The organism is Oceanobacillus kimchii X50 (assembly GCF_000340475.1).
Lineage (GTDB): Bacteria > Bacillota > Bacilli > Bacillales > Amphibacillaceae > Oceanobacillus > Oceanobacillus kimchii.
The window spans coordinates 1,687,522-1,701,825 of record NZ_CM001792.1 but is presented as its reverse complement, the minus strand read 5'-3'; the positions used below and the strand labels follow the sequence as shown (position 1 = coordinate 1,701,825).

Genomic DNA, 14,304 nt, shown 5'->3' with positions numbered 1-14,304 from the left:
CATTCAATTATACTTGAACTTTATCACGTAATACCATTCTCAAGATACCACCATGACGATAGTAGTCAATTTCTACATCACTATCAAAACGTGCAACTGCATTAAATTTCGTTACTTTACCTTCTTCATCTGTAGCAGTTACTTCTACAAGTTCTCCTGGTTTAACTGATTCATAAATTGTCACATCAAATGATTCTTTTCCAGTCAGACCTAATTTCTTCGCACTATCCCCTTTTTCAAATTGCAATGGTAATACACCCATCATTACTAAATTTGAACGGTGAATACGCTCAAAACTCTCAGCTATAACCGTTTTGATACCTAATAGATTTGTACCTTTTGCAGCCCAGTCACGTGATGACCCCATACCGTAGTCTTTACCACCAATAACTACTAGACCTGTACCATCTGCTTGATACTTCATAGCAGCATCATAGATTGGCATAATCTCTCCAGTTGGCCAGTAAGTAGTATAACCACCTTCTGTCCCAGGAGCTAAAAGGTTACGGATTCGGATATTTGCAAATGTACCTCTCATCATAATCTCATGGTTACCACGTCGAGAACCATAAGAGTTAAAGTTTCTTGGAGATACACCTTTATCTTGCAAGAACTTACCTGCAGGCATATCTTTTGCAATCGCACCAGCAGGTGAAATATGGTCAGTTGTTACAGAATCCCCAAATAATCCAATCGCACGTAAATTGTTTAAAGCTTCCACTTTACCGGCTTCTGCAGATAACCCTTCAAAGAACGGAGGATTTTGAATATACGTAGAATCATCATCCCATTCGAATAATGGTTCATCAGTCGTATCAATTTCATTCCACTTATCATTAGAAGTGAATACATCTTCATATTCTTTACGGAATATTTCCGGCGTAACTACTTTTTCAACCTCTTCTTTAATTTCAGTTAATGTTGGCCAGATATCATTCATGTAAACATCGTTACCGTCTTTGTCTTTTGCAAGAGGTTCTTTAGATAGGTCGATATCTACTGTACCTGCTAGAGCATAAGCAACCACTAATGGTGGAGATGCTAAATAGTTTGCTTTTACAAGTGGGTGAATACGACCTTCAAAGTTACGGTTACCAGAAAGTACAGAAGAAGCAATTAAATCACTATCCATAATAGCTTGCTCTATTTCTTCACGTAATGGACCAGAATTACCTATACAAGTCGTACAACCGTAACCTACTAAGTTAAATCCTAGTTGGTCTAGATAGCTTTGTAATCCGGCATCTTCAAGATAACGAGTAACAACCTTGGAACCAGGAGCTAACGAAGTTTTTACGTATTCTGGCACATGAAGTCCTTTTTCTACAGCTTTTTTCGCCACTAAGCCCGCACCTAACATTACATAAGGGTTAGATGTATTTGTACAAGAAGTGATTGCAGCAATAGCAAGCGCACCTGTTTTCATCACAGATTCTTTACCATTTGGATGATTTACAGTAACTTCTTTATCAAACTCAGATTTGTCCATGCCAAAGCCTTGATTACCCTCTGGAGCAGTAATCGCTTTATTAAATTCTTTTTTCATATCAGATAATGCAATCAAATCTTGTGGACGTTTTGGTCCGGATAGATTTGGCTCAAGATCAGAAAGGTCAATTTCAATGACTTGTGTATACTCTGGATCTTTTTGATCTGCATCATACCATAAATCATTTTCTTTACAATACTTTTCAACAAGTGCGATTAGCTCATCGTCACGACCAGTAAGCTTCAAGTAATCTAATGACTCCTGGTCAATTGGGAAGAAACCACAAGTTGCACCGTATTCTGGAGCCATGTTAGAAATGGTTGCACGATCTGCAAGTGGCATATCTTTTAATCCTGGTCCAAAGTATTCCACAAATTTACCAACTACATTTTGCTCACGTAATACTTGAGTTACTTTTAAAGCAAGGTCTGTAGCAGTTGTTCCGTTAGGGAACGTACCAGTAAATTTAACACCAATAACCTCTGGTGCTGGGAAGTAAGAAGGCTGTCCTAGCATTCCAGCTTCAGCTTCGATACCACCTACACCCCAACCAAGAATACCAAGACCATTAATCATTGTCGTATGCGAATCGGTACCAACTAAAGTATCTGGAAATGCATCATACGTGCCATCTTCGGTTTCTAAAGCATGCACAACGTTCGCGATGTACTCTAAATTAACTTGGTGGACAATACCAGTTGCAGGTGGAACTGCGCGGTAATTATTAAATGCTTTTTGTGCCCAGTTAAGGAATTCATAACGCTCTGCATTCCGCTCAAATTCAAGATCCATATTTGCTTTTAATGCATTTTGAGTTCCATATTGGTCTACTTGTACGGAGTGATCAATAACTAGATCTACTGGAACTTCTGGATTGATTTTGTTTGGTTCGCCACCTAGATCTACCATTGCTTTACGTAAGGAAGCAAGGTCTACCACTGCAGGAACACCTGTAAAATCTTGCAATATTACACGTGAAGGTTTAAAAGGAACATCTGCCCCACTTGCCTTTTTTGTTCCCCAGTTCGCTAGGGACTCCACGTGTTCGTCCTTAATTTGATGCCCATCATGTTGACGAAGTAAGGATTCTAAAAGAACTCGAACAGAAAATGGTAAACGATCTAATTTGCCCTTACCAGCTTCTTCTAAGTTTCTTAAACGGTAGTAGTTATACTTTTTACCGTTTAATTCGAACTGCTTCCTTGCGTTAAACGCATTGTTGTCAGTCATATATGTTACCCCTTTCATTTGCTCAGCCTCATTAAAATTAAGTTAATGAGGTATTACTTTTTTTAATCAAACACATATTTTAAATTAGTCGACCTTACATACTTATAATATAGGAATCTAAACAATAAAACAATTATAAATCCTTGAAAACTATATTCGAATTAGTTATGTAACCCTATAACATAAGCTTATATTAGTACTATAAGGAAAGTTATAATTTATCAGAATACAAGTTTAAATGTACTACCCTTCCCTTTATTATTGTACACCTCAAAATTTGCGTTATGCGCTTCTAAGATTTGTTTCGTAATTAATAATCCTAAGCCTGTACCAGTTTGTTTTGTAGTAAAAAAAGGTTCCCCTAGCTTATGTAGTATCTCCTCTGGAATACCAATTCCTTCATCAATAACCGATACAATAACATTATCTCCTACTTCCTCACTAGTTAATATTATTTCCCCACCTGTTTCCATCGCTTCGAGTGCATTCTTCACTAAATTAATCAACACTTGTTTGATTTGTGAACGGTCACATTCGATTGCTTGATTACAAGAACCTACCTTCATAATACTTATATTTTTTTGTTTTGCCTGAGGACTTAATAACATAATAACGTCATTGATCATGTCACTTATAATTTCTTCCGAACGATTATCTGTTAGTGGTTTTGAAATAAATAATAACTCAGAAGTTATCGATTCTATCTTTTCTATCTCTTCTATCATAATATTAAAGTATTCTTCTTTATGGTTAACTCCAGCTTGAAGTAATTGTAGAAAACCTTTTAATGATGTGAGTGGATTTCTAATTTCATGTGCTATGCCGGCAGCTAATTGACCTGCAACATTCATTTTTTCTGAACGAACCATCATATCTTCTAATTCCTTCTTTACGGTAAGATCTTTCAAATAAACTAATACATAAGTTTGATTATCAACATTTCTATAATATTCGAATTCGCAAGTGAGTGGAACATAATCTCCATCGTTATTAAGAACATTTAGATTGAAATCTCTCATAGTCTTCTTTGTTAACTCAGCTTTTCTTCTAGCGAATTCTACATCCTTTCCAGAAACCATTTCATCCCAATGTAATCCCACTAGTTTTGATGGAGAAAAACCTAAAATCCGTTCGATAGATTCTGTAATATATAATATTTCACCAACTGAATCTAATAAAACAAATATTCCATCACTCTTCTTATCTATCCAATTTATAATTTCGTCAGGCAAGTCTGTTGCATGCTGTATATTTTTAAGACTTTCAGGAGTTTTCGAGTTCCGTTCTGTTACATAGTTATCTTTTTTATTTTTCATAACTGTGCTCCTTCCAGAATTACCTTTTACATAATATGTATGATTATGACGATTGATATATGACACTTGTTATTAAGATTAATTGACATTATAATGAAATCAAAGACAATTTTATCCAATGATTATGTTTATGTTACTACAAAAACATTAAAAAATAAATTAATTATTATAATATTAAACAATATTCATAAGTTTTTTTAATTTAAGAACAGGATGCGTTATTATGATGTCTATTATATTAGTTATATGGGGATTTTTGCTGATTAGCCTTATGGCTATAGGTGGTTACTTTATGTTTCGTAAGTTTTTGAAACGTCTTCCAAAAGAAGATGGAAAGTCCATTATGGACTGGGAAGAACACTATTTAGAAGAGACTAGACATAAATGGAAAGATGAAGAAAAAGAATTCTTGGAAGAACTTGTTTCACCCGTACCCGAACTATTTCGAGATGTGGCAAGACAAAGAATTGCCAGTAAAATCGGTGAGCTATCTATTAATAAACAAGAAAATATCATTCAACGTTCAACCATAATCGAAGGATATATTATTGCTACACCAAAACGCGATCATAAATTTTTAAGAAAAAAATTAAAGGAGAAGAGTATTGATACAACTCCATATGAACCACTTTTCCAACAGTCAAAAGATAATTATGACTTCGATTGGAGAGAAAAATATCAAAAATAAAAAACAATGTGCCACTATCTTAAGCACATTGTTTTTTATTAAGCTGCAAATATTGATAGAGCATTGCAAGCCTCCAAGTTCCTATCATTCCAAGTGCTAATAAGAAGAACATTCCTGTTGTTTCTCCTACAGAAATCGTGCTTCCTATAATAATCTTAATAGTAATTCGAATCACTAATAACCCTATTAAAATAAAAGGAAAAACTTTAGACGGTTTCACATAAATATCGTTACCGATTATTTCAAGACGTGAGGTTTTAATTAAAAATATAGAAAATATCATTCCTACAACAAGTGCTTCTAACACCTGCAACCATGAAATATGAAATATTGGTAGAACAAACATTAACGCTCCTGTACTCATAAAAATTGGAGGTAAAATAATCTTCTTTATTGTCGCAGGTTTTTTTGACGCACGCATTCTTACGAAAACCATCGTAATTGCCATGAGAGCAAATACGACGGTACTTGCTATTGCCCAATACATGGTATCACTCTTCCCTAAGCTGAACTAAAATGTTTACTATGGTTATTCTACAATCTATTATACATGATATAGTATGATTAGAAACCCGAAAATCCAAATAATGAAGCTAAATAAGAGGTTAGCTTCGTCATCCAATCAAAGAATAATGCTATCCCCATAAAAATCATCACCCAGCCACCTATTTTTACTAATAACTGACTATGTTTTTTAAACCAAGTTAATTTTCCAATGAAAAAAGCGAGTACAAAGAAAGGAATAGAAAAACCTAATATGTAACTTATCATCATAACCATACCAATATCAGGTTGTGTAGCTGCTAGTGATAAGACTATTGCTAATATTGGTCCAGTACATGGTGTCCACCCTAAAGAAAAAGCCATCCCAATTAAAACAGAACCTATATAACCTGCCGGACGATTTTTAAATTGAATTTTTCGATCCTTCATTAAAAACTCAAAATTTAAGATACCAACAATTACAAGTCCAAAGAAAATAATAAGTATTGCTCCAACTTGTCTAATTGTTGACTGATAGGTCATTAAAAATTCAGAAATAAAAGTTGTTGTAAACCCAATCATAATAAAAATACTAGAAAATCCGATTAGAAAGCAAAGCGTGTGTAATATTGCTTTTTTATCCATTCGTTTATTGTCATCTGTAATTTCATTCATACTCATACCAGTAATGTATGAAAGAAACACTGGATAAAGCGGTAACACACAAGGCGATATAAATGATAGAAATCCCGCACTAAAGGCAAGAAAAATATTAATTTCTGACATAAGCTAACTGCCCCCTAACAAGTCATATTCTATTCTAACAGATGTATTACTAATTAAAAGAAGATAATATGACAATATATATACATTTTATTCATTTTTAAGTAAGAACATGCGATTCATTTTTCTAAAACAAAATAAAAAACCACTTATTATAAAGTGGCTTTCTGCGAGTCTAGATCACATAATACCAAATGAACTCTATGTAATCATTCACTTACATAGTAAGTGAATTTATTCTTTACCAGATTGGTTATTCATGGCACGCATCATTTGATTAATTTTCTTTTGTGATGGCTTTTGACCCATTTGCATCATTAACGTACGAAGCATTTGCTCATTAATAGGTGGATTCTTTTTAAGATAGCTCATCATATATTTTCTAGCAATAAAAAATCCTAGAGCAACACCTGCAACCAATGCTGCGATTGCAATTAATACTACCCATATAGTACTCATGTTACTGAATTTCCTCCTTCGTGTTGTCTCTAATACAGTATATTAGATTACAGTTAAGAATACAACGGTTTCGCAAAAAATACTATTTACTATAATATCCTAACTAAACTATTTCATAATACCTAATTAATGATATCTACTATCACTTTATATTGTTACTTTCAAATTTAAATCGATTTATTATTTTAGTTAATGAACTAGACAATTGTATGAGATCCATTCCTATACTAAGAGTACTACTCGTCTGCTCATTTTGTAATTTATTATTTGTAAGCATTTCTTCCGTACTTGCCAAAGTTTGTTGCGATAAAGCCACAAGCTGTTCTGAAGATTCTTTTTGTACAGGTAAGTAAGACTCTAAAGAATGAAGTTCACGTTGAATATCTACAATAGTTGTTATCGTATCAGTAATATCCGACATTAAATAATTCAATTCATTTTTGGATCCCGTAGCAATATTTAAATTATCTTTTGAATTCATTAGCATTTGCTTACATTCATCGGATGCATTCGTCGTTAACTCTTCCATATGAGCTATTGAATTAGTGATCTTATTAGCCGCTTCAGATGATTGTTCAGCTAATTTACCAATCTCATTGGCTACTACTGCAAAACCTCTACCTCTATCACCTGCATGTGCTGCCTCAATAGAAGCATTTAATGATAATAATTTTGTTTGTTCTGAAACTTTTTGGATTAACTGTACTAGTTCAGAAATATACAATGATTGATGAAATACCGCTTCTACAGTCTTTGTTAATTCATTTACATCTTTTTCATAGTCTTCAAAAGTAGATATTAACTTCTTTATACTTTTGTCTCCTTTATTTGCAGTACTATTCATTTTCTTAGAAGTATGAAGGATATTATTCATATTATTAAACAGCTCTTCAATTTTATCTTTCATCTCCACCGTAGTTTTCAAGTTATTTTCCGAACTGCTTGCTGTTTGTTTTGCTCCCTTGTTTACAATTGAAATGGAATTCGTTAGTTCTTTACTCGATTGTAATGTAAGTGTAGATGAACTTTTCAGCTGGTTTCCAGTTGCTTGTAATGAGGTCATACTTCTTTTCAATTCTTGAAGCATCTGCTGAATATATTTCATCATAATATCATAACTGCTATGTAAGGACTTAATTTCAGGAATCGTTGTATTAGGTGAAGAAATTATGAAATTCCCCTTTTTTACTTCCTTCATCGTTTCCTGTAAATCAATTAATGGAGTCGTTAATGATTTGATAAACTTTATTAATAAAATCAGAGAGATAAGAACACTGGCAATAATTATTAATACTAATATATTTCCCATATTTGTAATTGGAGCCATAAAAGAAGCATTACGAACTAACACAACATAACTTCCACTCACTTCCTCCATTGTTTGAAAAGAAATGGTAAATACTTCTCCATCAATATTTCTAGTAATCTGCCCATTTCCATTCTCTTCTATTTCAGTCACAAGTGAAGTAGGTATGGATGGTAGTTCACCTTCACTAACTGGAAAAGCAGTAACATCTCCATTACGAATATACAGATATTCTGAATCAATCCCATCTGACTCCAGCCTTTCCCTCTGCGTTCGTATATTTGAATTCAGTTGTTGCATAAAGTAATCGGGGTCACTTATGTATGTAAAGTGTAAATTTTCAGCAATATAACCCATTAGTTCCGTTTCACTTATCAATCGTTCTTCTATTGTATTTAAGGTAATATTTTTTGCTTGATAATAAGAGATAATTCCAACCATGGATACAGAAAGCACAGTTAAAATGATAAATAATATAAGTAATCGCAACCTAAATGAAGTCTTTTCTAAAATTCTTTTTAAATATGATAACATGCAGCTCATCTCTCTCCTTTTAATAGTTCTATAGTCCTGATACTTACGTATTGTACCAATATATTATTAATTTAATGTTAAAATTTGGTATATAAAACTATATAACTAAAATTGATGAGCATTTTGGAGTTACAGATGTTTCTTAATATCTATAATTGCTTGTAAATGCATTCCTTCGTGAAAAATCGTACGAATTAATACTTGTTCAATTGTATACATCTCCATTTCAATAGGAGGGTACTCTTTTGAGAGCTGGTGTCTATAACAATTTTCAATTTCTATAGGTTGTTGCTTTAGCAAATATTTTAATTCCTCAAAACTTGGGGTTTCAGAAGTAAAGTTATCGGGTGAAGTTCCAAATCCAAACCACTTCATTAAATTTTTTGTAATACTTGAATACTCTTTCGTTAATGTCTCTATCCACAAAAATTGGTCTAAATAGATATGTCCTAAATTCCAACGAATATTGTTTTTAAAATATTTGGGTATGATTTCTGATTCATACTCCGATACATCTTCAACAACTGATAGAACATCATTACGATACGTTTTTACTTGATTAAACAATACTTCATGCTCATTTTTCATAAGGATAACCTTCCTTCTCGTTATTAATAATAGATATTATTCTACATAATTTAGATTATCCCTTCTTTACCAGTACTAAAAAACGGAATTACAATCTAAATTTACTTAGATTGTAATTCCGTTCTTCAATTTTCACTAAATCAATTAAAAATATGAATACAATACCTGTTGTAGCTCATTTTTATTATCATGAGTCATTGGAGAAATCCATCCAAAATGCTTATTATCTTGTCCCTGTACAAAAAAGAATGGATGAATGTCTTCTAGTACAGGAAATAAAATCGATACAGCAGCTTCGAGATTGGAACAACGTAACGATAATCCCCCATTTTCTACATAAAGAAATAACACTTCTTGATCCCGTTTTATTTGAATTCGATTGCCTATTCGCTTCACATAAAGGTTCGGTGATGAAAACTGTTTTAAATGCATAGCAAATTTATACAAGTGAAACCTCTGAGTTATAAATGAAAACTGTTTACTCAAATAATTTCTTTCGGGGTCGTTCTCATATTCATTAAAAAATCGATGCAATAAATCACTCTTATGAAAATAGCTTTTTGCCACTGGTTCTTTAATCCAATAAATAGAGTATGCATTCATACCGTATTCCCCCTTCTATTAACTATTATAGAAAGGTAGACATTCAAATGTTGTCAAATTAGTTCGCAAATAACTTCTTCTTTTGTCGAATTCAACTAAAATCATAAAAAGAAAGACGAAACCTTAACGGAATCGTCTTTCTTCTAAACAGAAATATTATTTTAACAAGTCTTCCACATGTTTTACAACATTATCTACTGTAAATCCATATTCTTCAATAACTTTTTCACCTTTTGCAGAAGCACCAAAGCGATTAATACCGATTACTTTTCCATCAAGACCTACATAACGTTCCCATCCAAATGAAGTTGCCATTTCAATTCCTACTCTAGCTTTCACTTCTTTTGGTAGTACTTCATTCTTGTATGCATCTTCTTGAGCTTCAAAACGATCCCATGAAGGCATGCTAACGACTTGAACATCGATACCTTTTTCTTTTAATGTTTCTTGCGCACGTACTGCCAATTGAACTTCTGAACCAGTAGCTAGTAATAATGCATCTGGAGTTTCTTTCCCAGATTTACTAATTACATAAGCCCCTTTTTTCACACCTTCGTACGCATTTTCCTTCGTACCTTCTAGTGTTGGAAGATTTTGACGAGTAAGAACAAGCGCTGTTGGCTGATGTTCAGATTCAAGAGCTAATCTCCACGCAGCTTGTACTTCATTAGCATCCGCCGGACGAATAAGTGATAAGTTTGGAACTGCTCTTAATGATGCTAACTGTTCAATTGGTTCGTGAGTCGGACCATCTTCACCAACTGCAATTGAATCATGAGTAAATACAAAATTTACAGGCATATTCATAATTGCTGCTAGTCGAATAGCAGGGCGAAGATAATCACTAAATACGAAGAACGTTCCAGCAAACACTTGTAAACCGCCATGCAAGGCCATACCATTTAACGCCGCTCCCATAGCATGTTCACGTACACCAAACCATACATTACGACCAGAATAATCTTCTTTTGTAAAGTCGCCTTCTTCATTTATTGTTGTTTTGTTTGAACCAGCTAAATCTGCACTTCCGCCAAAGAAGTTAGGTATTGCTTTAGCTACTGCATTTAGTACTTCACCAGAAGATGCACGAGTTGCAATACTGCTACCAGGCTCATATACCGGAAGTTCCTCTTCCCATCCTTCTGGAAGTTGACCATTAATTGCTAGATCAAATTGTTCTCCTAATTCAGGATAAGATTCTTTATATTCTTCAACAAGCTTGTTCCAAGCAGCTTCCTTCTTCTCTCCATCGTTTACGATTTTTTCTTGGAAATCAGCATATACTTCATCTGGTACATGGAATGATTCATGATTCCACTTATAAAATTCTTTTGTTAATATTATTTCATCTTCTCCTAATGGAGCACCGTGTGAAGCAGCAGAAGCTGATTTATTTGGAGAACCGTATCCTATAATAGTCTTCACTTCAATAAGTGTTGGTTGTTTCGTATTACTTTGCGCTTGTTTAATCGCTTCACGAATTGCGTTTACATCGTTTCCATCTTCCACTCGTAATACTTGCCAACCATAAGCTTCAAAACGTTTTTCTGTTTCCTCAGAGAAAGAACGGTCTAAATCTCCATCTAGCGATATATCATTAGAATCATAAAGTGCGATTAATTTACCTAATCCTAAGTGACCTGCTAAAGAAGCTGCTTCATGAGAAATCCCTTCCATTAAATCGCCGTCACTCACAAGGGCATACGTGTAATGATCTACTACAGAATATCTGTCTTTATTAAACGTTGCACCTAAATGCGCTTCTGCCATAGCCATACCTACAGACATCGCAATACCTTGTCCTAATGGTCCTGTAGTTGCTTCTACACCATCGGTATGATGTACTTCCGGATGTCCTGGAGTTTTTGAATCCCACTGACGAAATTCTTTTAGATCTTTAATAGATACATCATACCCGGAAAGATGCAATAAGCTGTATAATAGCATTGATCCGTGTCCCGCAGATAATACAAAGCGATCACGGTTAAACCATTTTGAGTTTTTTGGATGATGATTCATAAAATCTGTCCATAATGTGTACGCCATTGGTGCCGCACCCATTGGTAATCCTGGGTGTCCTGAGTTTGCATTCTCAATAGCATCAATGGATAACGTACGAATCGTATTTATTGATAATTGTTCTACATTGCCTGACATTTTGTCTACCCCTTTCAAAATAAAGCCTTTACTTCTTCATTCTATATTGAATTTATCATGACAACAAGCATGACCAATAGAATTTAATGTTTTTTGTTTCGGTCTTGGTAATCACGAAGCTTCTGGGGAGTAACGTCATTACCTTTTGGATCAATAACTGTCATTGTACTTAATTGGTTCTTAAAAGAGCTACGTACATTCTTTAAATACTCTTCACGAAGCTTCTTTTGTTCTGCTTTTTCTTCTGTTGTTAATCCTTCTTCTTTAGATTTTTTAGACAGAAAATTAATTCTCTCTAATTTATCTTTAGATAACATGGTGTCAACCTCCCCACTATTAAAAATGACAAAAAGACAGGATTTCATATCCTGCCTCTTATCGTACTCTACCTCGAATCCAGATTCAAGTATTTTGATATTCTTGATATCTACGGTGTACAGTAGCTTTTGAAACGTTATAATCTAAACCATTGAGCACCTTTGTAATTTCATTAAATGTTAACCCATTCTGCCGCAATCGAACAATTTCTTCAATGGGCACTTCCGTTCGATCTCTACCAGGAGACTGATTAATTTGTTTTAAATTTTTTTCAGGTCGATATCCTTCACGTACTGCTCTTCGCATTCCTCTTCTTATTTTCATATTTTGAATTTTCCTCTGATATTCTTCTACAATTCCAACAATTTGTAATACCATCGAATCGGCTTCATTCAGTACCAATTCACCTTCATGAGCTACAGTATATATAGGGATATTTAGCTTAGCTAATTGATGAAAAAGTGCAATTTTTGTATTCCCTCTACCTAAACGAGTTTCATCTTGAATACATAAACAATCCGCTTCTTTACTTGAAAAATATTCGAGAAGTTGAAAGAGTCCTTCTCGTTCGATATCGTACCCGCTTGCCTGCTCTTCAATACAATCAATAACCGTAAAGTTTAGCTTGTTTGCTAATGATTGCAATTCCTCCCGTTGGCGTATAAGGGAAGACTCTTGTGTATGTTTATCCGTGCTGACTCGACAATATACTACTGCTTTCAATCCTAACTTCCTCCTGTTTAATTAACCGCTCGTTACCATAGAGAAATATAAAAAAGCGAGCGCTAAAGCAAATGCTATCACATAGAATGCATCGGTTCTAGTAATTTTCTTCAGCATAATTAAAAGCTCCTTTCATCCGTTTATCGAACAATTGTTCCTATTTGATTCAAAGTATATACCGAACATATGATCTTGTCAACAAAAATTAGAACGAGTGTTTGCTTATTTAATAGTAAAATGATAAACTATCATTAATAAAAACCTATGCTAGAGGTGAACGTTTGATGACGAAACTATCAAAAAGACAACAAATGATTTTTGACTTTATTAAAAGCGAAGTAAAGTTAAAAGGATATCCACCATCAGTTCGAGAAATTGCTGTAGCAGTTGGACTCGCTTCCAGCTCAACTGTTCACGGGCATTTAGAAAGGTTAGAAAACAAAGGATACATACGAAGAGATCCTACTAAGCCAAGAGCAATTGAAATTATTGATCCAGAAATGGAACAACAGCTTCCAAAAGACGAAGCACGTTATGCACCTGTAATTGGTAAAGTTACTGCAGGGATACCAATTACAGCGGTTGAAAATATCGAAGAATTTGTTCCAATTCCAAGTTCGAGTGCCGGTCCAGACGATAATGTATTTGTACTTATAATTGATGGTGAAAGTATGATTGAGGCAGGCATTTTAGATGGAGACATGGTAATTGTTAAACAACAAAACACAGCATTAAATGGAGAGATTGTTGTAGCAATGACTGAGGAAAATGAAGCAACAGTAAAACGATTTTTTAAAGAAGAAAAACGTATACGACTACAACCAGAAAACGCTACAATGGAACCTTTATTTTATGAGAATGTAACAGTTCTTGGAAAAGTGATAGGTCTATATCGAAATATTTTCTAATAAAAAGAGTTTGGCTTTCTATAGCTAAACTCTTTTTATATCGATAGAATTTATCCGTCTGCATAGTTTGTACATAAATCTAGAATTACACTAATATTATAATATTAAGAAATGAAAGGAGAGAAATGAAATGTCAGATAAATTCTATCAACGACGAAGTTTTTATATTCCAACTGCCCTTATAGCAATGGTTCTAGGGATATATTATCTAACTAAGTATGTAGATTTTTTAACATTACCTTTCTTATGTATAATCTTAATCATCGTTACTACGTTAGAAGTAATCGAAACTAAAAAAATTAAGTCAAAAGAAAATATTCTAAAATTAGGATCTGCCGGATTATTAATCGCTTTGGCTACATGGTACCAAATCACCGTATTCATTCTATGAATTTATTAAATAACTAATAATATAAGTAAGTTAGATTACTGTAATAACTATATAAAAACTATTTTTAATTACCGCAAGTTATTAATATCTCCCTCTAAAAATCAGAAACAATGGTAATAAAACACATTTAGCTCAGTAATTCTATTTTATAATTCCCATACTAAACGTCTAGTAAACTGGACTACCGGTATCAACATTCAAATTATTTTCAAAGAGATATTTTAATCTTATACAACTTCTCCTTATACTTAAAATTTATTGTGTAACAATGTGTTTAGTATAGAATATTCGACTTTTTATCTGCATATACTTAATTGTTTATTATATG

At 33.5% G+C, this 14,304-nt stretch carries 14 protein-coding genes; 3 read left to right on the top strand and 11 right to left on the bottom strand.

Features of this window, described 5'->3' with window-relative positions; translation table 11 throughout:
- Positions 1–7: 7 nt before the first annotated feature.
- Positions 8–2,719 (bottom strand): aconitate hydratase AcnA, encoded by a 2,712-nt coding sequence (gene acnA, locus C794_RS08955; RefSeq protein ID WP_017796795.1) that lies wholly within the window; start codon positions 2,717–2,719, stop codon positions 8–10.
- A 221-nt stretch (positions 2,720–2,940) separates the two neighbouring features.
- The gene (locus C794_RS08950; protein ID WP_017796794.1) at positions 2,941–4,035 is read right to left on the bottom strand and encodes an ATP-binding protein; all 1,095 of its coding nucleotides are present in this window, start codon (positions 4,033–4,035) and stop codon (positions 2,941–2,943) included.
- 226 nt (positions 4,036–4,261) lie between these two features.
- Between C794_RS08950 and C794_RS08945 the strand changes: the two genes are divergently transcribed.
- Positions 4,262–4,723 carry a DUF2621 family protein gene (locus tag C794_RS08945; RefSeq protein WP_077596621.1) on the top strand — a complete coding sequence of 154 codons (462 nt, stop codon included), beginning with the start codon at positions 4,262–4,264 and terminating at the stop codon, positions 4,721–4,723.
- A gap of 19 nt (positions 4,724–4,742) precedes the next feature.
- On the opposite strand, the gene C794_RS08940 is transcribed toward C794_RS08945, so the two are convergent.
- The 9 genes from C794_RS08940 to C794_RS08900 all read right to left on the bottom strand — a co-directional run bounded on the left by C794_RS08940 (position 4,743) and on the right by C794_RS08900 (position 12,677).
- Positions 4,743–5,210 (bottom strand): CcdC family protein, encoded by a 468-nt coding sequence (locus tag C794_RS08940; protein ID WP_017796792.1) that lies wholly within the window; start codon positions 5,208–5,210, stop codon positions 4,743–4,745.
- 77 nt (positions 5,211–5,287) lie between these two features.
- Positions 5,288–5,992, bottom strand: coding sequence for a cytochrome c biogenesis CcdA family protein (locus tag C794_RS08935; protein WP_017796791.1), 705 nt, complete (start codon positions 5,990–5,992; stop codon positions 5,288–5,290).
- A 231-nt stretch (positions 5,993–6,223) separates the two neighbouring features.
- Positions 6,224–6,448: a YneF family protein gene (locus tag C794_RS08930; protein WP_011066077.1), complete on the bottom strand. Its 225-nt coding sequence runs from the start codon at positions 6,446–6,448 to the stop codon at positions 6,224–6,226.
- A 142-nt stretch (positions 6,449–6,590) separates the two neighbouring features.
- Complete coding sequence (locus C794_RS08925; RefSeq protein ID WP_017796790.1) at positions 6,591–8,288, bottom strand: methyl-accepting chemotaxis protein; 1,698 nt, start codon at positions 8,286–8,288, stop codon at positions 6,591–6,593.
- Positions 8,289–8,417: 129 nt separating this feature from the next.
- Positions 8,418–8,876, bottom strand: a complete 459-nt coding sequence (locus C794_RS08920; protein WP_017796789.1) for a DinB family protein — start codon at positions 8,874–8,876, stop codon at positions 8,418–8,420.
- Positions 8,877–9,020: 144 nt separating this feature from the next.
- A complete protein-coding gene (sirA, locus tag C794_RS08915) occupies positions 9,021–9,479 on the bottom strand; it encodes a sporulation inhibitor of replication protein SirA (RefSeq protein ID WP_017796788.1) in 459 nt (152 codons plus the stop codon).
- A 156-nt stretch (positions 9,480–9,635) separates the two neighbouring features.
- Positions 9,636–11,636 (bottom strand): transketolase, encoded by a 2,001-nt coding sequence (tkt, locus tag C794_RS08910; protein WP_017796787.1) that lies wholly within the window; start codon positions 11,634–11,636, stop codon positions 9,636–9,638.
- A gap of 83 nt (positions 11,637–11,719) precedes the next feature.
- Positions 11,720–11,953, bottom strand: a complete 234-nt coding sequence (locus tag C794_RS08905; RefSeq protein ID WP_017796786.1) for a DUF896 domain-containing protein — start codon at positions 11,951–11,953, stop codon at positions 11,720–11,722.
- Positions 11,954–12,038: 85 nt separating this feature from the next.
- Positions 12,039–12,677 (bottom strand): YneB family resolvase-like protein, encoded by a 639-nt coding sequence (locus C794_RS08900; RefSeq protein ID WP_017796785.1) that lies wholly within the window; start codon positions 12,675–12,677, stop codon positions 12,039–12,041.
- Between the two features lie 284 nt (positions 12,678–12,961).
- On the opposite strand from C794_RS08900, the gene lexA reads away from it, so the two are divergent.
- Together lexA and C794_RS08885 are read left to right on the top strand one after the other, a co-directional pair.
- Positions 12,962–13,585: a transcriptional repressor LexA gene (gene lexA / locus C794_RS08890; protein WP_017796783.1), complete on the top strand. Its 624-nt coding sequence runs from the start codon at positions 12,962–12,964 to the stop codon at positions 13,583–13,585.
- Positions 13,586–13,715: 130 nt separating this feature from the next.
- Positions 13,716–13,976, top strand: a complete 261-nt coding sequence (locus C794_RS08885; protein WP_017796782.1) for a hypothetical protein — start codon at positions 13,716–13,718, stop codon at positions 13,974–13,976.
- Positions 13,977–14,304 lie beyond the last annotated feature (328 nt).